Raw genomic sequence first — 24,697 nt, forward strand, 5'->3', positions numbered from 1 at the left:
GGTCAGCGGCTGGTCGGCAGGGAGAAGAAGCGGGAGATCAGCCGGGCCACCAGGTTGAGGCCCATGACGATGACGAACAGGGTGAGCGCCGCCGCCCACGCGCGTTCCACACCGAACTCCGGCCGGGCGCCGGGGATGCTGTACGAGTAGTAGGTGAAGATCGGCAGCGAGGACATCCGGCCGTCGAACAGGTTCCAGTTGGTCGCCGTGGTGCTGCCGGTGATGATCAGCAGCGGGGCGGTTTCGCCGATCACCCGGGCGATGGCGATGGTCACGCCGGTGGCGATGCCCGGGGCGGCGGTCCGCAGCACCACCCGCAGCACGGTGCGCCACTTCGGTACGCCGAGCGCGTACGACGCCTCGCGCAGCTCGTTCGGCACCAGCTTGAGCATTTCCTCGACCGACCGGACCACCACCGGCACCATCAGCACCGACAGGGCGACGGCACCACCGAGGCCGAACCGGATGCTCGGGCCGAAGAAGATCGCGAAGAAGGCGAACGCGAACAGACCCGCCACGATGGACGGGATACCGGTCATCACGTCGACCAGCAGGGTCACCCACCGGGCCAGCCGGCCTTTGCCGTACTCGACCAGGTAGACGGCGCACATCACGCCGACCGGCACCGAGATCAGGGTGGCCGCACCGGTGATCATCAGGGTGCCGACGATGGCGTGCAGCGCCCCGCCGCCCTCACCCAGCACGCCCCGCATGTCACTGCTGAGGAAGGTTCCGTCGAACCGGTGGATGCCGTTCTGCGTGACGGTGATCATCAACGACAGCAGCGGCAACATCGCGAGGGTGAAGGCGAGGCTGACCAGCACCGTCACGAACCGGTCCTTGGCCCGGCGACCGCCTTCGACCTGCCAGGAGACCGCCGGCAGGGCCACCATGACCAGCAGTACGCCGATGACCAGTGAGAGTGGGAGGGCCAGCCCGAGGCTGAGGCCGCCGACCAGGCCGACCGACAGGCTGCCGCTGACCACCGCCCATGGTGCCCACTTCGGCAGTACGCCACTGGTCAGCGGGCTGGTGACGGGTGCCCGGGGCGGGGTGATGGTGGTCATGCGTTCGCTCCCGAGAAGTCGCGCCGACGGGCGACGACGGCCCGGGCGGCGAAGTTGACGACGAAGGTCAGTGCGAACAGCACCAGGCCGGTGGCGATCAGCGCGTTCACCGCCAGCCCGCTGGACTCGGGGAAGTCCAACGCGATGTTGGCGGCGATGGTGCTGCTGTTGACCGAGTCGATCAGGTTGATGGTGATCACGTCGGAGGCGGAGAGCACCATCGCGACCGCGAGGGTCTCGCCGAGCGCCCGGCCCAGCCCGAGCATGCTGCCGCTGATGATCCCGGAGCGGCCGAACGGCAGCACGGTCATCCGGATCATCTCCCAGCGGGTGGCGCCGAGCGCCAGGGAGGCTTCCTCCTGCAGCCGGGGGGTCTGCAGGAAGACCTCCCGGTTGACCGCGGTCATGATCGGCAGGATCATCACCGCCAGCACCAGACCGGCGGTCAGCATGGTCCGGCCGGTGGCCGAGGCGGGGCCGGCGAAGAACGGGATGAAGCCCAGGTACTCCTCCAGCCACCGGTAGACCGGGACGATGTTCGGGGCGAGGAAGAAGATGCCCCACAGTCCGTAGACGACGCTGGGCACAGCGGCCAGCAGGTCGACCAGGTAACCCAGACCGGCGGCGACCCGGCGCGGCGCGTAGTGCGAGATGAACAGCGCGATGCCGATCGCGAGTGGGGTGGCGAACACCAGCGCGATCACCGCGGCGAGGACCGTGCCGAACAGCAGCGGGGTGACGTATGCGATGAAGCCTTCGCCGCCGGGCAGTTCCTCTGGGTCGGCGACCAGGGCGGGGAGACCCTCGTAGAGCAGGAAGGCCGCGACCGCGGCGAGGGTGACCAGGATGAGCACGCCGGCACCGACGGCGGTGCCGGAGAAGATCTGGTCACCGATCCGTTTGCCGGACCGGCCCCGGCGACGGCTCTCGGCGTTCGGCGGCTCGCCCGTCGACGTGCCGCGCGGCGAGTCGCCGCCGGGCGGCGGATCACTCGATGGGGTACCGCTCTGCGCGGTGGCGGGCTTTGTCACGGATTACGCCTCCTCAGGCCGTGTCGTGACGGGCGGTGCGGGGATACGCCGCAGGTCCGGACGGCCACCGGGTGACCGTCCGGACCTGGGTCGCAGGGGCTGGACGTGGTGCTGGACTCAGCCGGCGACGGTGATCGCGTCGATGGCCTGCTGCGCCTGGCTGCGCAGCGTCGCGGAGATCGGCGCGGAGCCGGCGTTCTCGGCGGCGGCCTGCTGGCCCTCCTCGCTGATCACGTAGTTGAAGAACGCCTTGACCAGGTCGACCTTCTCCTGGCTGTCGTAGTTGACGCAGGCCAGCTGGTAGGAGACCAGCACGATCGGGTAGACGCCGGCCTCGGTGGTGTCCCGGGGCAGGTCGATGGCGAAGCTGAACTCGGGGCGACCGGCCACGGTCTCGGCGGCGTCGACCACCTTGGCGGCGGCTTCGGCCGAGTACTCCACGAACTCCTCGCCCACCTGGACCGCGGCGACGCCGAGGTCGGTGGCCTGGGAGGCGTCGATGTAGCCGATGGTGCCCTCACCGCCGCGCAGCGCGGCGGCGACGCCCTGGGTCTGCGCGGCGGCCTCGCCACCGGTGGTCGGCCAGTCGCCGGAGACCTCGTACGGCCAGTCGGCCGGGGCGGCCTTGGCCAGGTAGTCGACGAAGTTCTCGGTGGTGCCGGACTCGTCCGAGCGGTGCACGGCGGTGATCGCCAGGTCGGGCAGCGCGGCGTCCGGGTTGAGCTCGGCAATCGCCGGGTCGTTCCAGTTGGTGATCTTGTTGTCGAAGATCTTCGCGATCGCCGACGGCGACAGGTTCAGCGTCTCGACGCCCGGCAGGTTGTACGCCACGGCGATCGGGCTGATGTAGCCGGGGAACTCGATGAAGCCCTGCTCGCCGCAGGTCTCCAGGGCGGCGGCGACCTCTTCCTCGTCGAGGTAGGCGTCGGAGCCGGCGAAGTCGGATCCGCCGCTGGTGAACTGCTCGCGGCCACCGCCGGAGCCGATCGGGTCGTAGGTGACGGTCGCGTCCGGGGCGACAGAGGTGAATCCGGCGATCCACGCCTCCATCGCGGCGCCCTGGGAGGAGGCGCCAGCGCCAGCGAGGTCGCCGCTGACCGAGGTGTCGGAGCCGTTGTCAGACCCCGAGCCGGTGTCGCCGTCGTCGCCGCACGCGGCCACGCCGAGGGTAAGCATGACGGCGGCCGGCAGGGCGGCCAGCCGGAGGGACTTACGATTCACGGTGTGTTGCCTCTCTGAGGTCGGGTGGCGAGTCGCCGCCCAAGGGTCGCGGGGGCGAGTTCACCGTCTCGAACGCCGAGGACGGTACGAGCCGTGGCTAAACTGCCGACCGGAGCATGGTGAACAGAAGGTGAACGGGGGTTGTATGGTCGCCGTCCAAGCTGAGCCCACGCTCGACTGTGACCGGCGTCGCACCTCGGCCGACGCATTTCGCCGCCTACGTCGGTGATCAGCCTTCGGGCCGACCGCGCCGCACCAGCCGCCAGCGGCGGGCCTGCTCGGCCGGAAGCTGGTAGCCGACCGCACCGGAGCGGCCGGAACCGGTCCGGGCCATCCGCTGCAGCGGCAGCCCCCACTTCGGATAGTCGTGGTACGCCTTGACGATCCGGGTCAACCCACCGAGCGCGCCGATCACCTTGTCGACCGGGCTGCCGAGCCGCGCCGCGAGGTCGCCGACCGACATGGTCTCGCCGGGGTGCTCGGCGAGCAGGTCGAGGATCGCGAACACGGTCTGGTGGGTCCGGGACCGGCCCTGGGCGAACCGGCGCAACTCCTCGACCGGCCACTCCTTGGCGGCGCGGGCCGTGGACCGGGCCCGGCGGGCCGGCTTCGGGATCGGCCTGGGCCGTTGGTCGAGCTCCTCGATCAGCCGGGCGATGTGCGAGACGTACTCGGCGGGCACGGCAAGATGCACGAGGTCGTCGGCGTCCGTCGGCGCACCTCGCGCGGCTGAGGTCCCTGGTCGTGGAGCCATCTGTCCCGTCCGGTAGCGGTGGCGGGCGAGGACCGCCCGGCACCCTGTCGCGTTTGTGCGCGCCAAAGTATCACCGCTTGGTAACGCAAGATCATCTATCCAGATCAGGGCTTGACAACCGCGAAGCTGACCGTCCCGTCCGGATCCACGTGCAGCTGCGGGGTCACCGGTACGGCCGGATCCCGGCCGGCTGCGGCGGCGAAGACGGCATCCGGGTCGGCGCAGCCGGCGACCTCGTCGAGCGTCACCCGGGTGGGTGGCAGCAGCTGCCAGTCGCCGGTCTCCGCCCGGTCCAGGGCCAGTCCCGGCCGGATCCACACCGTCTGGTCCGCCTCACCGGACACGTCCCGGGTCGCCTGCCCGATCGGCAGCCGGGCCACGAAGAAGTGGGCGTCGAACCGGCGCGGCTCGAAGTCCGGGGTGATCCACCGACTCCATGCGGCGAGCAGGTCCGACCGCAGGGTCAGCCGCCGACGGCGCAGCAGCTCCGCGAAGCTCAGCGTCCGGGCGAGCAACGCCTGCCGGTCGACCTCCCACTCCGGACCGTCCACCGCGTCGACCACAGTGGTCTCGTCCGGGCCGGCCAGCAGCACCCCGGACTCTTCGAACACCTCCCGGGCGGCGGCGCAGACCACTGCCCGCGCCTGGTCCGGCGGACACCCCAGCCGCGCCGCCCAGTGCTCCGGATCCGGCCCGGCCCAGTCCAGTTCACCGGCGGCGTCGGACGGGTCCACCCCGCCACCGGGGAACGCGTACACCCCGCCGAAGGCGACGGCCGCCACCCGCCGGATCAGGTAGACCTCGAACCCGGTGCCGCCGAGCTCCCCCTTCGGCCCCGGATCCGTAGTCGGGCCCGGAGCCGTCGCCGGGCTCGGATCCGTCGTCGGGCGCAGCAGCAGCACGGTCGCGGCGACCCGTGGTCGCACCGGTTCCCGGCCGGCCGCGTAGAACCGGCTGGCCTGCTCGACCATTGCCTCGGGCACGGCGAACAGCATCGGATCGGGTGGCGCGGCGAAAGCCGTGACGTCGTCGTCGGTGGGCACGCGCCGAGCGTAGGTCGTCGTCCGGCAGACCGGCCAGCACGCCCCGCCGTCGCCGCGCACGGACCCGCTGGCTAGCGTGCCTCGCATGACTAGTTGGGGAATCCTCGCCACCGGCGGCATCGCCGCCCGCTTCGTCGAAGACCTGCAGTTGTTGCCCGACGCCGAGGTGCTCGCGGTCGGCTCCCGCTCGGTGGCCAGCGCGCAGGCGTTCGCCGACCGCTACGGCATTCCCCGGGCGTACGGATCGTGGGACGAGCTCGCCGCGGACGGTGACGTCGACGTCGTCTACGTGGCGACGCCGCACTCGGCGCACCACGCCGCGACCATGACCTGCCTGGCCGCCGGCCGGGCGGTGCTGTGCGAGAAGCCGTTCACCCTCGACCTGGCCAGCAGCACCGAGCTGGTGGAGACCGCCCGGGCCCGGGACGTTTTCCTGATGGAGGCCATGTGGATGCGGTGCAACCCGACCGTACGCCGGGTGTGCGAGCTGGTCGACGACGGCGCGATCGGTGAGGTCGTCTCGGTGCACGCCGACTTCGGCCTGGCCGGGCCGTTCGCGCCGGAGAGCCGGATGCGCGACCGCGCGCTCGGCGGCGGCGCCTTGCTCGACCTGGGCATCTACCCGGTGAGCCTGGCGCATCTGGTGCTCGGCCGGCCGGACTCGGTGCGCTCCTGGGCGAAACTCACCCCGGAGGGCGTGGACCAGAACACCGGCGTGCTGCTGGGCTACGAGTCGGGCGCGGTGGCCGCGTTGACCTGCGGCATCGTCGGGGCTACCCCGGTGACGGCGACGATCACCGGTAGCACCGGCCGGATCTCGCTGCCCGACCCGTTCATCTGCCCGAGCGAGTTCACGCTCCGCCGGGGCACCGGGGACCCGGAGGTGGTGCGGGTGGTCGAGCCGGCCGGCAACGGCTACCAGTACGAGGCGGCCGAGGTGCACCGCTGCCTGGCTGCCGGTCTGCGGGAGAGTCCGCTGGTGCCACACGTGGTGACCCTCGAGGTCATGGAGCTGCTCGACACGATCCGCGGTCAGATCGGCGTCAGCTACGACTGATCCCGGTCGGGAGTTCGGCCGACCCGGTCTGCCGGCCGGGTCCGGACGCTCGGTCGGCTTGACTCCACCAAATATCTCAGTAATCATTGAGTCAATGAACACTGAGGTAAGTCGCCGTGCCGACGACCGGCCGACACCCGCCCGCCCGCTGGAGCGGCGTGCCGGGATGCCCGCCGGGCAACTGGAGCGGCGCGCCCGGGTGCACGCCGCGCTCGGCGACCCGGCCCGGCTGGCCATGGTCGACCTGCTGCACCTCGGCGACGCCGCCCCCGGCGAGTTGGGTCGACGGCTCGGGCTGCCGAGCAACCTGGTCGCCCACCACGTCAAGGTCCTGCAGGAAGCAGGCCTGCTGCGCCGCGCCCGGTCCGAGGGTGACCGCCGCCGCAGCTACCTGCAACTGGTGCCGGACGTCCTCGCCGGGCTGGCACCACCGCCGCTGGCCGGCGTCGAGCGGGTGGTCTTCGTCTGCACCCACAACTCGGCCCGTTCCCAGCTCGCCGCAGCGCTCTGGCAACGCACCGGTCCGACCCCGGCCGCCTCAGCCGGCACCCGACCGGCGACCCGGGTGCACCCCCGGGCGGTGGCGCTGGCCCGCCGGCTCGACCTCGACCTCGACCCGGCCCGCACCGCACACGTGTCGGCCGTCGTCGGCGACGGCGACCTGGTCGTCGCCGTCTGCGACAACGCCCACGAGGAGCTAACCGGGGCCGGTGCGCCCGACCTGCACTGGTCGGTGCCGGACCCGGTCCGGGTGGACACCGACGCCGCCTTCGAAGCCGCGTACGCCGACCTCGCCGGCCGGGTCCACCGGCTGGCACCCGCCATCACCAGCCGGGCCACCGCCCCCACGTCCACCGGAGCCCACCATGTCTGACGTCACCGACGCCGTCCGCCCCGACCTGTCCATCGACCAGCAGGTGGCGCTGCGTACCGCAGCGACCCGGCTGGCCCGGGAGTTCGACGGCACCTACAACACCGAGACGATCGAACGGTTCCTGGCGTCCAGCTACGACCAGTTCGCCACCGGCAGCACCATCCCCAACTATCTGCCGCTGCTCGCCGAGCGGTTCGCCCGGCAACGGCTGCAGGCCCTGGCCCGGGTCGAGGGCCTGCACTACGACGGCCGCCCGGTGGTGCTCTTCCTGTGCACCCACAACGCCGGCCGCAGCCAGATGGCGCTCGGGTTCCTCACCCACCTGGCCGGGGACACGGTGGTCGCCTGGTCCGGCGGCAGCGAGCCGGGCCACGAGGTCAACCGGGCGGCGATCGCGGCGATGGCCGAACGCGGCATCGACATCTCCGGCGAGTACCCGAAGCCGTGGACCGACGAGGTGGTCCGCGCCGCCGACGTGGTGGTCACCATGGGCTGCGGTGACGCCTGCCCGGTCTTCCCCGGCACCCGGTACGAGAACTGGGAGCTGGACGACCCGGCCGGGCAGGACGTCGACGGCGTACGGCCGATCCGCGACGAGATCGAGCGCCGGGTCCGCCGGCTGCTGGACGACCTACAGAAAGTGGAGAACGCGTGAACCCGATCGCACTCTGGCGACGGCTGCTGGCCGAGTTCGCCGGCACCGCCCTGCTGGTCACCTCGGTGGTCGGTTCCGGGGTGATGGCCCAGACGTTGTCGCCGGACGACGTCGGGCTGCAGCTGCTGCAGAATTCGATCGCCACCGCCTTCGCGCTCGGCGCGCTGATCCTGATCTTCGGCCCGGTCTCCGGCGGGCACTTCAACCCGGTCGTCTCGACCGCCGACTGGTTCCTCGGGCGACGCAGCCGCACCGGTCTGACCCTGCCGGATCTGACCGGCTACGTCGCCGCGCAGGTGGCCGGCGGCGTCGCCGGGGCGATCCTGGCCAACCTGATGTTCGCCCTGCCGGCGGTGACCTGGTCGGCCAAGGAGCGGTCGGCGGGCAACCTGTGGCTCGGCGAGGTGGTCGCCACCGCCGGTCTGGTCCTGCTGGTCTTCGCGCTGGCCAGGTCGGGCCGGGCCGGCGCGGCACCGGCCGCGGTCGGTGCCTACATCGGTGCCGCCTACTGGTTCACCTCGTCGACGTCGTTCGCCAACCCGGCGGTGACGATCGGCCGGGGCTTCACCGACACCTTCGCCGGCATCCAGCCCGCCTCGATCCCGGCGTTCCTGGTCGCCCAGGTCGTCGGGCTCGCCGTCGGAGTCGCCCTGCTGCTGGCGCTCTACCCGGGGGTGGGACGCGCCGCCGACCAGGTCGTGGTGCCGGCCGAGCCCGCCGAGCCGGCAGATCCCGCCCAGCCGGGCGGATCGGCGACCGACGAGGCCGACGACCTGGCGACCGTCCGACGCTGACCTGCCGCCCCCACCCCTCGAAGGAGACACCGTGAGCAAGCCCAGTGTGCTGTTCGTCTGCGTACACAACGCGGGCCGGTCCCAGATGGCCGCCGGCTGGCTGCGTCACCTCGGCGGCGACGCGGTCGAGGTCCGCTCGGCCGGCTCGGCGCCGGCCGAGTCGGTCAACCCGGCGGCGGTCGAGGTGATGCGCGAGGTCGGCATCGACATCACCGACCAGACCCCGAAGCGGCTGGAGTGGTCCACCGCCGAGTCCTCGGACGTGATCGTCACGATGGGCTGCGGCGACGCCTGCCCGGTCTTTCCCGGCAAGCGGTACGAGGACTGGCAGTTGACCGACCCGGCCGGCAAGGGCGTCGAGGCGGTCCGGCCGATCCGCGACGAGATCCGCCGCCGGGTCGAGGCGCTGCTCGCCGACCTGGTCCCGGCGCGCCGGGTCAGCTGAACAGCGGGCGGACGACGAAGTACATCACCGCGCCGATGCTGCCGGCGGCGGGGAAGGTCAGGATCCAGGCACCGACGATGTTGCCGGCGACGTTCCACCGTACGGCGGACAGCCGCTTGGTCACCCCGACGCCCATGATCGCCGAGGTGATGGTGTGGGTGGTGGAGATCGGCGCGCCGAGCACCAGGGCGTTGAAGTAGAGCACCGAGCTGGCGACGGTCTCGGCGGCGAACCCCTCGGGCGGCCGCAGGTCGATGATCTTGCGACCGAGGGTACGGATGATCCGCCAACCGCCGGCGTAGGTGCCCAGCGCCAGCACGGTCGCCGAGGTCCAGAAGACCCATTCCGGGATGGTCTCGGCGTCCGACTGGAACCCGCCGACGAACAGGGCCAGCACCACGATGCCGATGGTCTTCGCGGCGTCCTGCATGCCGTGCCCGACCGACATCGCCGCCGCCGAGACCGACTGGGCGATCCGGAAGCCCCGGTTGAGCTTGCCGGGCTGGCCGTTGCGGAAGATCCACTGCACGGCGAGCATGACCAGGAAGCCGAGGGCGAAGCCGACCAGCGGGGAGAGCACCATCGGCAGCACCACGTCGCCGGCGATGCCGCCCCAGAGCACCGTGCCGGAGGCCGCGATGGTGGAGCCGACCAGGCCGCCGATCAGCGCGTGGGACGACGACGACGGCAGCCCGAAGTACCAGGTGATCAGGTTCCAGGTGATCGCGCCGACCACGCCGGCGAAGACGATGCCGAGGCTGGAGACGCCGGCCGGCAGCTCGACCAGGCCGCTGCCGACGGTCTTGGCCACCTCGGCGCCGAAGTGGGCGCCGATGAAGTTGCCGATGGCGGCCATGATCAGGGCGACCCGTGGGGTGAGTGCCCGGGTGGAGATGCTGGTGGCGATGGCGTTTGCCGCGTCGTGGAACCCGTTGGTGTAGTCGAAGAGCATGGCAACGGTGATCACCGCGAGGACGGCGATGAGTTCGGCGCTCACCCGGCTCAGGACTCCTTGACCGCGATGGTCTCGACTGTGTTGGCCACGTGCTCGAAGGCGTCGCAGGCGGCCTCCAGCTCGTCGGCGACCTCCTTCATCTTCAGCACGGTGAGCGCGTCGTACTCGCCGGAGAAGAGCCGGACCAGCAGCATCCGGTACGCCCGGTCGCCCTCGTTCTCCAGCCGGTTGCACTCGATCCAGTAGTCGTCGAGGTTCTTCATCGCCCGCAGCCGGGGCATCGCGTCGGCGGTCACCCGGGCCTGCTGGTCGAGCACCGCGATCAGCTCGTGCATCTCCCGGGGCAGCGACGGCAGCTGGGTCAGACCGTAGAGGTAGAGCAGGTTGCCGACCGCTTCCAGGTGGTCCATCACGTCGTCGAGCTGGCTGCCGAGCCGGTAGATGTCCTCCCGGTCGAACGGGGTGATGAACGCCGAGTTGATCTTCTTGTAGAGGTCGTGGGTGATCTGGTCGCTGTCGTGCTCGACCTCGGTGAGCCGCTCGCTGACCGACTGGACGTCGACGCCGGGCAGGGCGAGTTCGTTGAGCAGCTCGGTGCCCCGCACGAGGTTCTGCGCGGCCTTGGTGAACAGTTCATAGAAGGCGCCCTCGACCGGGCGGAAGGAGAACTTCACAGCGCAGACCTCGTCGGAGACGGTGGGGAACAGGGGCTGGCCACGGGAAACGCCCGCGCGCTCTGCAGGGAATGCTAGGGAACAGTGAATCGCGTCTGCTCGCGGCCCACCCCTGTACACCTACGAGTCAGTCTCTGTTCATCCGCCGTTCACTTTCGGCCCGTCCCCGGCGAGCAGCCGGGCATGCTCCTTGCGCAGGTCGAACCGGGCCGGCGGGTAGCTCAGGTCCAGGTCCGCGAAGTGCTCCCGGAGCAGGTGCGCCAGCGCCCAGTCCCGGTACCACTTGCGGTCGGCCGGCACCACGAACCAGGGCGCGGCGTCCGTGGCACACCGGCTCAACGCCTCCGTGTACGCGGCCTGGTAGTCCGGCCACTTGGTACGCGCGTCCACGTCCCCCGGGTGGTACTTCCAGTGCTTGGTCGGGTCGGTCAACCGGGACAGCAGCCGCTCCCGCTGCTCCCCGTAGGAAATGTGCAGGAACACCTTGATCAGCACGAAACCCTCGTCGACCAGCCCGGCCTCGAATTCGTTGATCTCGTCGTACCGGGCCCGCCAGGTCTCCTCCGGCACCAGCGACTCGACCCGTACCACCAGGACGTCCTCGTAGTGTGACCGATCGAACACCCCGACCTGGCCGGCGTCCGGCAACGCCCGGCGGATCCGCCACAGGAAGTGGTGCCCCAACTCCTCCTCGGTAGGCGGCCCGAACGCCCGGATCTGCAGGCCGAGCGGGTTCATCGCGCCGGCCACCCGCTTCACCGCGCCGCCCTTGCCGCCGCAGTCCATGGCCTGCAGCACCAGCAGCACCCGCCGGCCGGCCGCGCTGCCGGCGACCGCCTGGGCGTGCAGCATCTCCTGCTGCTCGGCCAGTTCGTCACCGATCCGGCGGACCTCGGCGCGGGCCCACGACTTGCGGTCCGGCCCGGTCACCGACAGCGCCGGCAGCCCTGGCGTCGACCTCGGGTCGATCGCGGAGAGGTCGACCGGCCGGCCGGCGCCGACCCGTAGCAGTTCCCGGACAGGTGGCTCGTACAGGTCAGCAGTCATCCGACGATCATCACCCAGCCGGCCCCCGGCCGACCAGCCGACGGCTACCCGACCAGCCGACCGCTACCCGACCGGCCGACCGGCGAGCCCGCCGGATCAGCAGACCAGCGCCAGCCACTTCCGGTAGGCCGAGGCGAACGGCTCGGTGCCGTCGCCGAGCGCGTCCTGCAGCCATCGGGCCGCGGCCCAGGCCGACTCCACCAGGTCGTCCGGGTAGCCGTACCGCACCCGGTGCTCGGCGAACTCGTCCTCGTCGCGCAGCTCCACCAGACCGGTCGCCCGGCGCCGCACCACATCAAGGTCAAGATCAATGAGGTGTACGGTGGACTCGTCCTCCCAGCGGGCCGGGCTGGCGATGTCGCAGTAGACCTCGCTGGTGCGCGGCGGCGGGTTGAACATGCAGGTCCACCACTGCTCACGCGGCACCAGCAAGACGAACGGGATCTGCTCCACCGACGGGCGACCGTGGTAGATCGACTCGGTGCCCCGGGGCACGCCGAGCCACACGCCGACCTCGTCCTCAGTCAACCGGCGGGCCGGATAGTCGCGGTGGGCCGAACCGTCGTACTTGCGATAGACCACCCGTACGACATCGCTCGACATGTGTCGCACCTTAACCGATGGCCGCCCACCGGAAGGCAACGTGCAGGTGACGCCCCAGTGCCGGCGACAGCCCCGGGCGACACCGGCCGACACCGGCCGATGGGCTGTGGATGACCGCTGGGACGACGGTGGTGATCGGTACTGTCACCGGGTGACCCCTGCGACGACCACCAGCACCGCGTCCGCTCCGGCGGCCCCGCCGCGCCCGGCCGGCCGCTCCGGCACCGGCCGGCCGAGCGCCGCCCAGTTGCTCGCCGCCGCGGTCGGCGCGGTCCCCGGCGGCTCGGCCCGACCCGGCCAGCAGGAGATGACGGCGGCGATCGCCGACGCCATCCGTACCCGGCACCACCTGCTCGTGCAGGCCGGCACCGGCACCGGCAAATCGCTGGCCTACCTGGCACCCGCGCTGACCGTCGACGGCCCGGTGGTGGTCTCCACCGCCACCCTGGCGCTGCAGTCGCAGCTGGTCGAGCACGACCTGCCCCGGCTCGCCGACGCGGTCGAGCCGATCCTGCGCCGCCGGCCCACCTTCGCCGTCCTCAAGGGCCGGCACCACTACCTGTGCCTGGCCCGGCTGGAGGACTCGGCCGAGGAGGAGCCGACGGACCTGTTCGACGCCGCCGGCGACAACGGCGACAGCGGCGGTAGCAACGGTGGCAGCGGCGGCGGCACCCGCTGGTTGGGTGCCGCGAACCGGCTCGGCAAGCAGGTGCAACGGTTGCGCGACTGGGCAATGGAGACCGACACCGGCGACCGCGACGAGCTGGACCCCGGCGTCGACGACCAGGTGTGGCGGCAGGTGTCGATGCCCGCCCGGGAATGCGTCGGGGCGGCCCGCTGCCCGTACGGCGAAGAATGCTTCGCCGAGGCGTCCCGGTTCCGGGCCCGCGAAGCCGACGTGGTCGTCACCAACCACAGCCTGCTCGCCGTCGACATGCTCGCCGGCCGACACATCGTGCCGCCGCACAAGCTGCTGATCGTCGACGAGGCCCACGAGCTGGCCGACCGGGTCTCGTCGGCCGCCCAGGCCGAGCTCACCCCCGACGCGATCGACCGGGCCGCCCGCCGGGCCCGGCCGCTGCTGCCGCCGGAGACCGCCGAGCAGCTCACCGAGGCCGGCGACGCCCTCGCCGTCGGGCTGGGCGAGTCGCCTGCCGGCCGGCTGACCAGCGGTCTGCCGCCGGCGCTGCACGAGGCGTGCACCCTGCTGGAGTCGGCCACCCGGGCCGCGCTGGACAAGATCGGCGACATCAAGGCCGACGATCCCGACCCGGTCCGCAAACAGCAGGCCAAGTCGGTGCTCGACGAGCTCTCCACCACCGCCCAACGGCTGCTCGACGAGGCCGAACACGACGTCGCCTGGGTGGAGAAGCCGGACGGTCCGGCCGCCAACCGCCGGGCGCTGGTGGTGGCACCGCTGTCGGTGGCCGGCACCCTGTCCAGCCACCTCTACGAGGAGCGGACCGTGGTGGCCACCTCCGCCACCCTGACCCTCGGCGGCCGGTTCGACACGGTGGCCCGGTCGCTGGGTCTGGAGACCGCCACCCCGGCCACCGAGCAGGCCGAGGCGGTCACGGCCGACGATCTCAGCTGGCGGTCACTCGACGTCGGTTCCCCGTTCGACTACCCCAAGCAGGGCATCCTGTACGTCGCCGCGCACCTGCCCCGGCCGACCGTCTCCGGGCTGCCCGCCCAGGCCGGCGAGGAGCTGCTGTCGCTGATCGGCACACTCGGTGGCCGTACCCTCGGATTGTTTTCGTCCCGGCGGGCCGCGCAGCAGGCCGCGGAGCTGGTCCGGGCCCGGACCGGGCTGACCGTGCACGTGCAGGGCGAGCAGGCGTTGCCGCTGCTGGTCCGCCGGTTCCGGGAAGATCAGGCGAGCTGCCTGTTCGGCGTGATGTCGCTGTGGCAGGGGGTGGACGTGCCCGGCGACGCCTGCCAACTGGTGGTGATCGACCGGCTGCCGTTCCCCCGGCCGGACGAGCCGCTGGCCGCCGCCCGCGCCGCCGCCGTGGACGCCGCCGGCGGCTCCGGGTTCGCGGCGGTCAGCGTGCCGATCGCGGCGGTACGCCTGGCGCAGGGCGCCGGTCGGCTGATCCGGTCCACCGGTGACCGGGGTGTCGTGGCGGTGCTGGACTCCCGGTTGGAGACCGCCCGTGGCTACGGCGCGTTCCTGCGCCGTTCGTTGCCGCCGTTCTGGTACACCACCCGGCCCGAGGTGGTGCAGGGCGCCCTGCGCCGGCTGGCCGCCAGCTGACCCGCCGCGAGCTGGGCGGGTAGGCCGCCGGGCGGCCGTGGTCGGGTCACGGAGGGCTGGTGCCGATCACCACGGACTCCGGCGGTGGCGGCGGCGGGACGTGCCGGCGGCGGGCCAGCCGGCGTACCGCCGTGTTCAGCACCGCGATCAGCGGTACGGCGACCAGCGCGCCGACGATGCCGGCCAGCACCACGCCGGAGGTCACCGCCAACACCACGGCCAGCGGGTGGATCGCCACCGCCCGCCCCATGATCAGCGGCTGCAGGACGTTGCCCTCCAGCTGCTGCACCCCGATCACCGCGCCCAGGATGATCAACGCGGTGACCCAGCCGCTGTCCACCAGGGCCACCAGGATGGCCACCGCGCCGGACAGCGTCGCACCGACGATCGGGATGAACGCCCCCAGGAACACCAGCGCGGCCAGCGCGAACGCGAACGGGATGTCGAACAGCACCAGGAAGATCCCGATGCCGACGGCGTCGATGAACGCCACCAGCACGGTCGCCCGGACATAGGCGACCAGGGTCATCCAGGCCGCGCTACCGGCGTCGTCGACCCGCCAGCGCGCCGCGAGCGGGAACATGCCGACGATGAACCGCCAGATCCGCTGCCCGTCGCGGAGGAAGAAGAACGTCGAGAACAGCACCAGCAGCGCACCGGTGAACAGCTCCACGACCGTCCCGGCGGTGGAGACCGCGCCGCTGGTCAACGTCTGGGTGTTCTCGTTGATCCAGTTCTGACCGGCCTCGACGTACTGGTCGAGCTGGCCGTCGTCGAGCTTCAGCGGCCCGGTGCGCAGCCACTTCTGGATCTCCCCGATGCCGCTGGACGCCTTCTCGCTCAGGTCGGGCAGGCCGGTGATGAACTCGTTGACCACCAGGGTCAGCGTGCCGACCACCCCGGCCAGCCCGGTGATCAGCACTACCGCCGTGGCCAGGGTGCGGGGCACGTGGGCCCGCAGCAGCCAGCCGACCGCCGGGGCGAGCAACGCGGCGAGCAGCAGCGCCACCAGCAACGGGATGATGACGATCCGGACGTTGCCGATGACCCGCAGCAACGCCCAGCCGACGATCCCGATCACGATCAACCGCCACGACCAGGCGGCGGCGATCCGGAGCGCGTGCGGCACGTCCGCGTCGTCGCGGCTCGTGGTCGACAGGTGTCCGTCGCCCGGCGGTGGGGTCTCCGCGCCCGGCTCGGCACCCGCGCCGGTCAGCTCGTCGGCGGCACCGGCCGCAGCGGCTGCCCGGCGGGACCGTTCCCGCTCCCGGGCGGTCCGCACCGACTCCCGCCCGGCCTCGTACGCCTGGCGTAGCCGCCCTCTCATCTGTTGCAGCCGGCTCAAGCGAACCCCCGGAGTCGAGTATCGGTGCGTACACGGTAGCGGGCACATGTGCGTCGTTGCTGCCGCTACCTCCCTGGACTCTCCCCGATGTGCCCCGTACGGGCATCGGGCAACCATCCGGCCGACCCACCCGCGACCGGCCCGCACACGCACGCGGTACGGTTCGGTCGTGACCGCCGACCCACCACACGACAACGGTTTGCCGATCCGCCTGCTGCACGACCGGGTGCTGGTCAAACTCGAAGGCGGCGAGGGCGAGCGCCGCTCCACCGCCGGCATCGTGATCCCGGCCACCGCGTCGGTGGGCCGGCGACTGTCCTGGGCGACCACGGTCGGGGTCGGACCGAACGTACGCTCGATCGTCACCGGTGACCGGGTGCTGTTCGACCCGGAGGACCGCTCCGAGGTCGAGCTGCACGGCCGGGGCTACGTCCTGCTCCGCGAACGCGACGTGCACGCGGTGGCCGCCCAGCGGGTCGAAGAAGACTCCACCGGCCTGTACCTCTGACTCCCGGTCCCTGACTCCAGTTGCTCCGGCAGCCGACTGGGCCGTCGGCGTCGGTGCTACCTGCCCATAATCCACTACGTCCCATCGACTCGACACGCCGACACCACGTCGGATCACCTGCATCCGATCCCTGCGCAGACCTGCTTCCCGGCGTTCAGGTCGCTTCCTGCGCTGCCGCTCGTTCCTGGCGGACCTGTTCCAACAGGGCGGTGTCGGAGGCAAGGTCCGGGTGCTCGACCTGCGGTCGAGACCGATGACGAGTTCGAGGTCGTCGATCGCCTTGTCGAGGTTTCGTTCCCGCCCGGTAATCCATCGCGATGTTGTACCGGGTGACCGCCTCAACAGCCCGATCACCCACCTCCCGCAAAACCGCAGCCGGGTAGCTCGGGCGTCTTACGCCGATCAGATGCAGGTGAGCTTGAAGTGACGTCCGGTCAGGCGCCTTCGACGGGTCAGCAGAGGTGATCGCCGCAGTACATGAGGGTGAAGGCCTCGGCATGCCTGGTCGCACTCTGTCCGTCTTTGCTGTAAGTGACCGTGGCGTTGATGAAATGATCCTGGTTGTTCGACACGGTCACCACGCACGATGACGACGTGGAGGTACAACCGCTGCTCACGTAGTGGTTGGTCCCGCTGATGTTCCACGAGTAGGTGTACCCGCCGCCCGACTGATTGAGGACCGCGAAGCGGACATTGTAGGAACTTGCCGGAACCGTGTTGGAGCAGGTCGTCCGCCAAGTGGTATCTGTCCCCGGCGTCACGCGGCAGCCAAAGGTCTCGTTGCCGAACGCCTGGGCGGGTGTCGCGGCGACCAGTGTCGACGATCCGACGGCCAGAAAGGCGAAGGCGAAGAACGCCAGGACCTGTTGCAGATAGCGCCTCATGAGTCTCCAATGACCGCACCGAAGGGGGATCCATCGAGGATCCGGCAGGCTTCGAAGTTTAACTATCCCCCCACCCCTGGGCAAGATGTGAGTGACGATACGAACACCCGCGGTAATGATCACTTCCACACCGCCGCAGCCGTAGGTGACGAGCTGCCGAGCGCGGCCACGGTCAAGCGAAACGACGTGGTTGCTGCTGCGCCAGGGCCGGCTTCATCGTCGGCGGGATGCGGTCGAGCAGGGTCGACATGACGCGGGTCGAGGCAGCGGTGGTCGCTGGCGAGCCGCGCCGCGCGCTCGACCTGGCTGCCGACGTACGCCGGGGCGGTGCCGCGATCACCTCCCGGCGGCATCGACCCGATGTCACCCGCGCGCACGCCGAGTTGCGGGACTGGCCGGAAGCGACGGCGGTGCTCAGCGAGCTGGCCGCCGACGCTCCAGTGTGGCTGCGGCTCAGCCATCCTGACGCCGCCGCTCTGCGTTGATCCACTACGCCCCATCGACTCGACACGCCGACGCCATGTCAGCTGATCCGTGTCCGATCATTCTCGATCCCCGTTGGCCAACCACTCTGCGGTCGTTGCGGCAAGCCGCTGGGCTGTCCTACCGAGGGCCGGGCCGCCAGGTCGCGTACTCGGCAAGCTATCTGTGTGAGCAATGACCCTCGGCCAGTATGGACCGCTCGCCGTACCGTCGCCCAAGCTGAGGCGGCCGCTAGAGCGGCCGGCGATGTGGACCTGATCGCTCTCGTGATCAGCTTCCGCGGGCACCTTGCAAAGCTGAGCGGCCGGCCAACGGAGGTCGCGGAGTTGTCCCGAGCGGGCGTACGACACGTTGCAGCCGGCGTGCGCGGTGGTCCATGTGATGATCGCCGGGCGGCGACCGAAATGATTCGCAAGGCTCGTACACGCCATCCACGCCAGCACCGATCGCCGGGCAGCCAATGCCGCGATCAGCGACCTGACCGCTGGCCTTGCCGCCCTTCCCGATGTGCAGCGGCACGCCGAGTGGGCTGGCGACTACCTTCTCGCGCTTGCCGACGTGCATGCAGAGGTCGGGGATCAGGACGCGAGCATTCAGACACCCGAAGAGGTCCAAACCGTTGCCGATGCCACCGGGTCCGCTCGGCTGCGGCGGGCTGTTTGCAAGCGGCCGACGAACGGTTGAACAGTAGACATCACTGCACGTTATCGCCATGCTACTCATAGAGGTTCACTAGCCGCCTCGTACGCCAGGTTCGCAACGGCATGTGCAGTACTGCGATACCTCGCGTTAGCTGGGCTCGACGCCGTACCCCCGCAATCGCCCTTTTCGCGCGTCGGGCCCGCCCGCTGGGCAGCGGCCCGGGGTCGACACGCCGAGCCGCCTCGGGTCGCCGCCCTCCACGCTCTGTGCCGAGAGGATCCTGTGTGGTGATGGGTACGCGGAGTAACGTCTGGTGTGACGGCAAGAGCCGGGAGGATTTCGGTCGGTGCCACCCGGCAGCAGACAAGGTGGTGACGTGCGTGACTCGCATCATCGACCCGCGATGGCCGTCGACCTTGCGCCGGTTGCGTCAGCAGGCCGGGCTTTCGCTGCGTGATCTCGCCGCGAAGGCGCACTACGCCAAGTCGTATCTGCACGATCTGGAAACCGGTCGCAAGACACCGACGCCTGAGATCGCCGGTAGGCTCGACGACGTACTCGAATCCGGCGGAGTGCTCTCCGCGATGCTCACCGACGACGGGGCACACGATTCCGTCGAGCTGGCCCGCCGGGTCGCGGCCACCGACATCAGCAGTAGCACCCTCGCTGGCCTGGAAGCAGCCGTTGACGAGCTTGCCGTCGCCTACCCCGTCACCGCGTCCCACGTCCTCCTTCCTCGCATCCGCCAGCACCTGACCTACGTCACCACCCTGATCAGCTCCGGCCGCCGAATGACGCTGGGCCAGCACCGACGGATCCTCGTCGCCGGGGGATGGCTGTCGCTGCTCACCGCTACCGTGCTGATCGATCTACGCCGAAACGGCGCCGCTGCCGGGCACCTGCACACGGCCAGCGAGATGGCCGCCCACACCGAGCACGCTGAGATCCGCGCATGGTGCCTGGAAACGCGCGCGTGGGAGGCCCTCACTGCCGGCGACCCCGCGACCGCGCTCGGCCTGGCCGAGGGCGCGCAGAACATCGCTCCGACCGGAAGCAGCGTCAAACTGCAAGCGACCGCGCAGACCGGGCGGGCGCTGGCGCTGCTCGGCGACCGACCGGCCACCGGGCAACGACTGGCCCAGCTGGAGCGGATGGTGTCGCCGTTGAGCCAGCCGGACCGGCCCGAGCATCACTACCGCTACGACCCGGGCAAAGCCCGAGCTTACGCGGCGACCACCTTGGCGTGGGTCGGTGATCCGGTTGCCGCCACCGAGGCCAGCGAGGTCCTGTCCAGGCTGCTCGCCGAGGGCAGCCGCCCCCGGCGGATCGCGTCGGCCCGGTTGGATCTCGGCCAGGCCGTGCTGCCAATTGACCCGCACGAGTCGATAGCGCAGGTCGCGGCGGCGGTCGCCTCGGGCCGGGTCGCGGCGTCGAACTGGTGGCGGGTCGAACGCGTCCGCCGGGGTCTGGCCGAGGTAGGGGTGCCGGCGGCCGAGTTGGATGAGCTGTGCGCGACCCATCAGCCATCGATGTGACGGCGGACAGTAGCCAGCGCTGGCGGACGGCGACACTGTAGACCGTCGGCCGAGCGCCGGTCAGGCTGGGACCAGGTCGCATCACCTGTGGATCAGCGACCTGCCAGCAGGGCCCGACGTCGCATCCCGTGATCGCCCTTTCGCGCGTCGGGCCCGTCTACGGCGGCGGCCCGGGGTCGACACGGAGAGCCACCTCGGGTCGCCGCCCTCCACACTCGTCGAGGGGGACGTCTGTGTTCGGGAAGTGGTTTCAGCGTGCGGACATACCGGTCGATGTGGTCTACCCGGTGCCGGGCCGGCGGCGGTACGCCGACCGTACGGTGCCGCCGCCGGACCGGCGGCCGGCGACCCGGACCGATCGAGCGGAGCGCCGGGGCGGTAACGCCGGCCGGCACTACCTCCGGTGAAGAAGCCCCAGGCCGGCGGTGGGCCGGTGCACGAGCCGACGCGTCCGTCGTGGTGTTGTGCGGTGTGCCCGGAGGGGACGCCGTGGCCGTGCCCACCCGGCCGTGCGCCGTGAGTGTGGCGGTCGGGCGGCGGGTTGCCCTGTGGCGGGTGCGGCGGCGGATGACCCAGCAGGTGCTCGCCGACCGGATCGGCCGGTCGAAGAGCTGGGTGGAGAAGGTCGAGCGCGGGGTCCGGCGGTTGGACCGGTTCTCGCTGATCCAGCAGGTTGCCGACGTGCTGCGGGTCGACCCGACGGAGTTGCTGGGCGACACCGGCCAGCCACAGATCGGCGGCGCGCCGGCCGGTGTCGAGGCGGTCCGGGCGGCACTCGCGCGTTACGAGGTGTTCGCCGCCGGCCCGACCTGGGCAGCACCCGATGCCGGGGAGGTGTCGCAGCGGGTGGAGCACGCCTGGTCAACGTACCGGCACGGGGACCATCCACGGCTGCTGCGGACGGTGCCGGAGCTGCTGGACGCCGCACGGCGGCTGCACACCGCGCGACCAGAACATGGGACGGGTCTGCTGGTGCAGGCGTACCGGGTCGTGGCGCTCGTGCTGGTCAAAGTCGGCGAGTCGGACCTGGCCTGGCTGGCCGCCGACCGGGCACTCGCCACGGCTGGCAGCGATCCGCTACTGGCCGGGTCGGCGGCGGTGCCGCTCGCACAGGCGCTGCGCGGGCTGGGCCAGAGCCGGCTGGCGATGACCACGGCGGTCGCCGCCGCCGACCGGGTCGCCGCATCCACCAATGGGAAGGCGAGACCGGGTTCCCGGGCGGTGTACGGGACGTTGCTGCTGCAGGCCGGGTTGGCCGCCGCCGGCTGCGGCGACACTCACAGTGTCGGTGAGCTGCTCCGGCAGGCCGAAGGCGTCGCCGCGCGGATCGGCGACGGGCAGGACTACCGGACGGCGAGCTTCAGCCCGGCGGCCGTCGAGCTGGCGCACATCGTGGCGGCGGTGGAGGCGGGCGATGCCCGGCAGGCGGTACGCCGACACGAGACAGCCACCCAGCAGCAGGCATGGCGTGGGCTGCCGGCCGAACACCGGGCGGCGTACCTGGTGGACGCCGCACGCGCGTACCTCGACGTCGGTGACTTCACGGCGGCGGGACGCTGGCTCGTCGAGGCGGACCGCGTCGCACCGGCTGAAATCCGCTGCCGGCCTGCCGCCCGTACCGTCGTGGCTGAGATCGCCCGGTGCGGACCGCAGCTCGCCGGCGTCGGCCGGCTGGCGACGGCGCTCGGGCTGACGAGATCTGGAAACGAGGGAACCTCCATGACCCTCATCCGGCCGGTTTGAGGGTCATGGAGGTTCCCTCGGCAGCTGCAGCCGCTGCGAGATCGCCGCTAACCGGGGGGCGGGCCGTAGCCGGGCGGCGGTGGGTTGTAGTAGCCGGGCCGGACCTGATACCCGGACGGCGGACCGTACCCCGGCGGGGGCGGAGCGCCATAGCCGGAGTACGGGGGCGGCGGACCGTAACCGGGGGGCGGGGCGCCGTAGCCGGGGAACGGGGGTGGGCCGTAGCCGGGCGGAGTACCCGGCCCGGCGCCTGGCCAGCCCGGGTAGCCGGCGAACATCGGCGGCGGAGGGGGCGGTGGCGCGGTGAGCACCACCGGGATCGGCACCACCGGCTCATCCGGCGCGGGCACCTGCCGCTGGCTGCCGTCCGGGAAGGTGATCTGGTAGTCCGCCCCGTTCCACAGCGCGTGCGGCGCCTGCGGGTCCCGGCCGACGAACGCCTGCCGGTAGCCGGCCAGCGCGGTCAGCAGCCGCTGCTCCTCCTTGGCGTGCCGAGCCAGCTCCTTCGGTTTGCTCTCCAGGCCGCGCAGCAGGCCGTCGCGCAGCAGCGCCAGCTTGGTGGCGGCGGCCTGGAAGTCGCGCATCGCCCGTACGCCCGGCTCGCCGGCCACCCGGCTGGCCCAGCGGCGCGCCGAGTGTCGCCGGCCCAGGCTGCCCAACGCCGCTACCTCCGGCGGGGTGAACCAGCCGGCCCGGACGTAGTCGGGCAGCACCCGCTCGGTCAGCCGTCCTTCCCAGCTGCGCAGCCACACCGCCAGGCCGACCATGCCGAAGAAGATCGGCACCATCAAGCCGATGTAGCCGTACAGCAGGATCAGGGTCTGGCCGGTCGCCTCGACCAGCGTCGGGATCAGGTTCCAGGCCCCGTGCAGCATCATCGCCAGCAGCAGCCCGGCGGTCGGCGCGAGCACCCGGATCCGCCGGTCGGCGCTGCGCGCGGCCACCCCGAGACCGACACCGGCCATCGAGGTGAACAGCGGGTGGGCGAAGCCGGTGAACAGGATCCGGACGATGAAGATGGCGAAGACGTTCTGCGCGCCGGTCGCCGGGCCGTACTGCTCGGCGCCGGCGGCGTAGCCGTATCCGCCGAGGTAGAGGATGTTCTCCACCATCGCGAAGCCGATCGCGGACATGCCGCAGTAGACGATCCCGTCGGTGATGCCGGACCATTCGCGGCGGCGGGTCAGCAGCAGCAGGATCGGGCCGAGGGTCTTGGTCAGCTCCTCGATGAACGGCGCCACCAGCACCGCCACCAGCGCTTCCGAGTAACCCAGGTTGTAGAGCAGATCCGCCGAGAAGTTGTTCACGTTCAGCGAGGCGTACGTGGAGACGAACGCCCCCCAGGCGAAGCAGAAAGCGAGGTAGCGCACCGGCTCCGGTTCGTACCGGTCCAGCCACAGGAAACAGGCGACCAGCACCGGTACGGGCAGCACCGCCGCGATGACGCCGACGGTCAACGCGACCGGGCCGAGCGCGGTGCCGAGGTAGACCAGGATGGCGACGCCGCAGCCGGCGATCAGCACCACGATGCCGGCCAACGCCAGCCAGCGCAGCCAGACGCTACGCCGCAGCCGACCGGCCGGCACGACCCCGTCCGCCGACTCCGCTGGCGCGGCCGCTGGGGCCACGGTTGGCGGGTCCGCCGCAGCTACTGGCTCCGCTGCGGTTGGCGGGTCGGCCGCAGCTACTGGCTCCGCTGCGGTTGGCGGGTCGGCCGGAGACACCGGCTCCGCCGACGTCTGCGGAGCTGGCTGCTCGGGCGGAGATACCGCGTCCACCGGTTCGGTCGGATCGGTCGAATCCGCCGCAGGGCGGGAGCCGGATGGACCACCGGGGACAGTGTCGGACATTGGGCTAGCGTAGCCAGCACCGACCAACGGCGGGCAGCGTGTCGCCCGGCCGGTCATTCCGGGCCGTCGCGCCCGAACGCCTCACTGACCATCTCCTCGACCGCGCCCGCTTCGGTGCCGCTGGCCCGGACCAGGTCGCTCGCGGTAGCCCTGACCTGGGCGACCACCACGCTGCCGTTGAACCCCACACCTGCGTCGTACGCCGCACCGGCGCACCTGGCTGCGTCCAACGCCCGACGCCGGGTGTGCACCGGATCGGTGCCGGCGTCGAGCTCGTGGCGCAGGATGCGCACCGCGTCGCCGAGGTGGCAGACCGCCTCCGGCAGGGCGCGCGGCACCGGCTCGTCCTCAGTCAGGAGGGAGACCACCCGGCGGGTCAGCACCCGGGAGTTGCGCAGCCCACGGGTGACGTACTCGGCGCTCTCGGCGTACTGGGCCAGTGGGCCGCGGGCTCGCCAGCGCGCTGGCGCCAGGACCGCCGTCTCGTGTCCCGCCTCGACCGCGTCGCGGAATTCGGACAGTTCCTTCTCCGCTTCGTGCAGCCGCTTCGAGGCGGCCTCGGCCCGGCGGCGGTCCCGCCCGGCCAGTGCCTTGCCGCTGAGGATCAGCATGTCGGACAGCACGTCCAACGCCGGGTCGGCGGCGCGGCGCACGATGACCAGTGGGTTGAGTGGCAGCAGCAGGATCAGCACCACCAGCCCGATCAGCCCGCCGACCAGGGCGTCGATGAACCGGTCCGGGTAGAGGCTCTCTGTCTGCGGGGTGAGGGTGGCGACCAGCACCCCGGACGACGCGGCCTGGGTGACCAGCGCGGCACCGCTGCCCAGGAAGACGGCGACCATCACCGCGAGCGGCACGATCAGCAGCAGCTGCCAGGTGCCGGTGCCGATGGTGATGATGATCAGATCGCCGATGGCGATCCCGACCGCGACGCCGACCACCAGTTCGGCGGCGCGTTTCAGCCGCTGCCCGATCGAGGCGCTGAGGATGATCACCGCTGAGATCGGGGCGAAGAAGGGCAGCGGGTGGCCGATCACCCGACGGGCGATGAACCAGGCCAGCGCCGCCGCCAGGCCGGCCTGCAGGGCGAGTACGAGGTTGGCGCGGACCCGTTCCGACCGCTCCCGGACCTCGATGGAGACCCGGCTACGGGTCAGCGTGAGCAGCCCGGTGAGGCGGGGTGCCGCCGCCGCGCGTGGTGGCTTCCCGGCGTCGGCCATGCGGGCAGCG

24 protein-coding genes are annotated in these 24,697 nt (G+C 71.4%); 11 read left to right on the top strand and 13 right to left on the bottom strand.

The annotated features are described in order from the left end of the window. Positions 1-2 precede the first annotated feature (2 nt). The 5 genes from pstA to O7629_RS23205 form a co-directional block, all read right to left on the bottom strand. Positions 3-1,067 carry a phosphate ABC transporter permease PstA gene (gene pstA, locus O7629_RS23185; protein WP_278171743.1) on the bottom strand — a complete coding sequence of 355 codons (1,065 nt, stop codon included), beginning with the start codon at positions 1,065-1,067 and terminating at the stop codon, positions 3-5. Further along, the gene (pstC, locus tag O7629_RS23190) at positions 1,064-2,098 is read right to left on the bottom strand and encodes a phosphate ABC transporter permease subunit PstC (protein WP_278171744.1); all 1,035 of its coding nucleotides are present in this window, start codon (positions 2,096-2,098) and stop codon (positions 1,064-1,066) included. The genes pstA and pstC overlap by 4 nt, the downstream gene beginning before the upstream one ends. A 117-nt stretch (positions 2,099-2,215) precedes the next feature. Next, on the bottom strand, positions 2,216-3,319 hold the full coding sequence (pstS, locus tag O7629_RS23195) for a phosphate ABC transporter substrate-binding protein PstS (RefSeq protein WP_278171746.1): 1,104 nt from the start codon (positions 3,317-3,319) through the stop codon (positions 2,216-2,218). Positions 3,320-3,548: 229 nt separating this feature from the next. Beyond that, positions 3,549-4,073 (bottom strand): hypothetical protein, encoded by a 525-nt coding sequence (locus tag O7629_RS23200; protein ID WP_278171747.1) that lies wholly within the window; start codon positions 4,071-4,073, stop codon positions 3,549-3,551. A gap of 104 nt (positions 4,074-4,177) precedes the next feature. Continuing rightward, on the bottom strand, positions 4,178-5,068 hold the full coding sequence (locus O7629_RS23205) for an NUDIX hydrolase (RefSeq protein ID WP_278174649.1): 891 nt from the start codon (positions 5,066-5,068) through the stop codon (positions 4,178-4,180). Positions 5,069-5,201: 133 nt separating this feature from the next. On the opposite strand from O7629_RS23205, the gene O7629_RS23210 reads away from it, so the two are divergent. The 5 genes from O7629_RS23210 (at position 5,202) to O7629_RS23230 (ending at position 8,941) form a co-directional block, all read left to right on the top strand. Then, on the top strand, positions 5,202-6,173 hold the full coding sequence (locus O7629_RS23210; RefSeq protein ID WP_278171748.1) for a Gfo/Idh/MocA family oxidoreductase: 972 nt from the start codon (positions 5,202-5,204) through the stop codon (positions 6,171-6,173). Positions 6,174-6,267: 94 nt separating this feature from the next. Further along, positions 6,268-7,047: a helix-turn-helix domain-containing protein gene (locus O7629_RS23215; protein WP_278171749.1), complete on the top strand. Its 780-nt coding sequence runs from the start codon at positions 6,268-6,270 to the stop codon at positions 7,045-7,047. Continuing rightward, positions 7,040-7,702, top strand: coding sequence for an arsenate reductase ArsC (locus tag O7629_RS23220; RefSeq protein WP_278171750.1), 663 nt, complete (start codon positions 7,040-7,042; stop codon positions 7,700-7,702). Before O7629_RS23215 ends, O7629_RS23220 begins: the two co-directional genes overlap by 8 nt. After that, on the top strand, positions 7,699-8,496 hold the full coding sequence (locus O7629_RS23225) for an aquaporin (protein WP_278171751.1): 798 nt from the start codon (positions 7,699-7,701) through the stop codon (positions 8,494-8,496). The genes O7629_RS23220 and O7629_RS23225 overlap by 4 nt, the downstream gene beginning before the upstream one ends. Before the next feature lie 85 nt (positions 8,497-8,581). Further along, positions 8,582-8,941, top strand: coding sequence for an arsenate reductase ArsC (locus O7629_RS23230; protein WP_278174650.1), 360 nt, complete (start codon positions 8,582-8,584; stop codon positions 8,939-8,941). On the opposite strand, the gene O7629_RS23235 is transcribed toward O7629_RS23230, so the two are convergent. The 4 genes from O7629_RS23235 to O7629_RS23250 all read right to left on the bottom strand — a co-directional run bounded on the left by O7629_RS23235 (position 8,934) and on the right by O7629_RS23250 (position 12,220). Further along, positions 8,934-9,938, bottom strand: coding sequence for an inorganic phosphate transporter (locus O7629_RS23235; protein ID WP_278171752.1), 1,005 nt, complete (start codon positions 9,936-9,938; stop codon positions 8,934-8,936). The two genes, O7629_RS23230 and O7629_RS23235, sit on opposite strands and share 8 nt — an antisense overlap. Before the next feature lie 5 nt (positions 9,939-9,943). After that, positions 9,944-10,570 (bottom strand): DUF47 family protein, encoded by a 627-nt coding sequence (locus O7629_RS23240; RefSeq protein WP_278171753.1) that lies wholly within the window; start codon positions 10,568-10,570, stop codon positions 9,944-9,946. A gap of 138 nt (positions 10,571-10,708) precedes the next feature. Continuing rightward, positions 10,709-11,617, bottom strand: coding sequence for a PPK2 family polyphosphate kinase (locus tag O7629_RS23245; RefSeq protein ID WP_278171754.1), 909 nt, complete (start codon positions 11,615-11,617; stop codon positions 10,709-10,711). Between the two features lie 96 nt (positions 11,618-11,713). Beyond that, complete coding sequence (locus O7629_RS23250; RefSeq protein WP_278171755.1) at positions 11,714-12,220, bottom strand: DUF402 domain-containing protein; 507 nt, start codon at positions 12,218-12,220, stop codon at positions 11,714-11,716. A 151-nt stretch (positions 12,221-12,371) separates the two neighbouring features. On the opposite strand from O7629_RS23250, the gene O7629_RS23255 reads away from it, so the two are divergent. Beyond that, positions 12,372-14,477 (top strand): ATP-dependent DNA helicase, encoded by a 2,106-nt coding sequence (locus tag O7629_RS23255; RefSeq protein WP_347403690.1) that lies wholly within the window; start codon positions 12,372-12,374, stop codon positions 14,475-14,477. Between the two features lie 46 nt (positions 14,478-14,523). On the opposite strand, the gene O7629_RS23260 is transcribed toward O7629_RS23255, so the two are convergent. Further along, the gene (locus tag O7629_RS23260) at positions 14,524-15,870 is read right to left on the bottom strand and encodes an AI-2E family transporter (protein WP_347403691.1); all 1,347 of its coding nucleotides are present in this window, start codon (positions 15,868-15,870) and stop codon (positions 14,524-14,526) included. Between the two features lie 121 nt (positions 15,871-15,991). Between O7629_RS23260 and O7629_RS23265 the strand changes: the two genes are divergently transcribed. Beyond that, positions 15,992-16,330, top strand: a complete 339-nt coding sequence (locus O7629_RS23265; RefSeq protein ID WP_123605868.1) for a co-chaperone GroES — start codon at positions 15,992-15,994, stop codon at positions 16,328-16,330. Positions 16,331-16,782: 452 nt separating this feature from the next. On the opposite strand, the gene O7629_RS23270 is transcribed toward O7629_RS23265, so the two are convergent. Further along, positions 16,783-17,214: a hypothetical protein gene (locus O7629_RS23270; RefSeq protein ID WP_278171757.1), complete on the bottom strand. Its 432-nt coding sequence runs from the start codon at positions 17,212-17,214 to the stop codon at positions 16,783-16,785. Positions 17,215-17,441: 227 nt separating this feature from the next. Here O7629_RS23270 and O7629_RS23275 point away from each other — a divergent pair, with 227 nt between their 5' ends. From O7629_RS23275 to O7629_RS23290, 4 genes are all read left to right on the top strand, one after another. Next, positions 17,442-17,699 (top strand): hypothetical protein, encoded by a 258-nt coding sequence (locus O7629_RS23275; RefSeq protein ID WP_278171758.1) that lies wholly within the window; start codon positions 17,442-17,444, stop codon positions 17,697-17,699. A 1,020-nt stretch (positions 17,700-18,719) separates the two neighbouring features. Then, positions 18,720-19,874, top strand: a complete 1,155-nt coding sequence (locus O7629_RS23280) for a helix-turn-helix transcriptional regulator (RefSeq protein ID WP_278171759.1) — start codon at positions 18,720-18,722, stop codon at positions 19,872-19,874. 233 nt (positions 19,875-20,107) lie between these two features. Then, the gene (locus O7629_RS23285; protein WP_278171760.1) at positions 20,108-20,281 is read left to right on the top strand and encodes a hypothetical protein; all 174 of its coding nucleotides are present in this window, start codon (positions 20,108-20,110) and stop codon (positions 20,279-20,281) included. A gap of 82 nt (positions 20,282-20,363) precedes the next feature. Then, positions 20,364-21,617, top strand: a complete 1,254-nt coding sequence (locus O7629_RS23290; protein ID WP_278171761.1) for a helix-turn-helix domain-containing protein — start codon at positions 20,364-20,366, stop codon at positions 21,615-21,617. 47 nt (positions 21,618-21,664) lie between these two features. On the opposite strand, the gene O7629_RS23295 is transcribed toward O7629_RS23290, so the two are convergent. Both O7629_RS23295 and O7629_RS23300 read right to left on the bottom strand, forming a co-directional pair. After that, positions 21,665-23,245 (bottom strand): PrsW family intramembrane metalloprotease, encoded by a 1,581-nt coding sequence (locus tag O7629_RS23295; RefSeq protein WP_278171763.1) that lies wholly within the window; start codon positions 23,243-23,245, stop codon positions 21,665-21,667. Between the two features lie 275 nt (positions 23,246-23,520). Next, on the bottom strand, positions 23,521-24,687 hold the full coding sequence (locus O7629_RS23300) for an FUSC family protein (RefSeq protein ID WP_278171764.1): 1,167 nt from the start codon (positions 24,685-24,687) through the stop codon (positions 23,521-23,523). Between the last annotated feature and the right edge of the window lie 10 nt (positions 24,688-24,697).

Source organism: Solwaraspora sp. WMMD792, assembly GCF_029626105.1.
Classification (GTDB): domain Bacteria; phylum Actinomycetota; class Actinomycetes; order Mycobacteriales; family Micromonosporaceae; genus Micromonospora_E.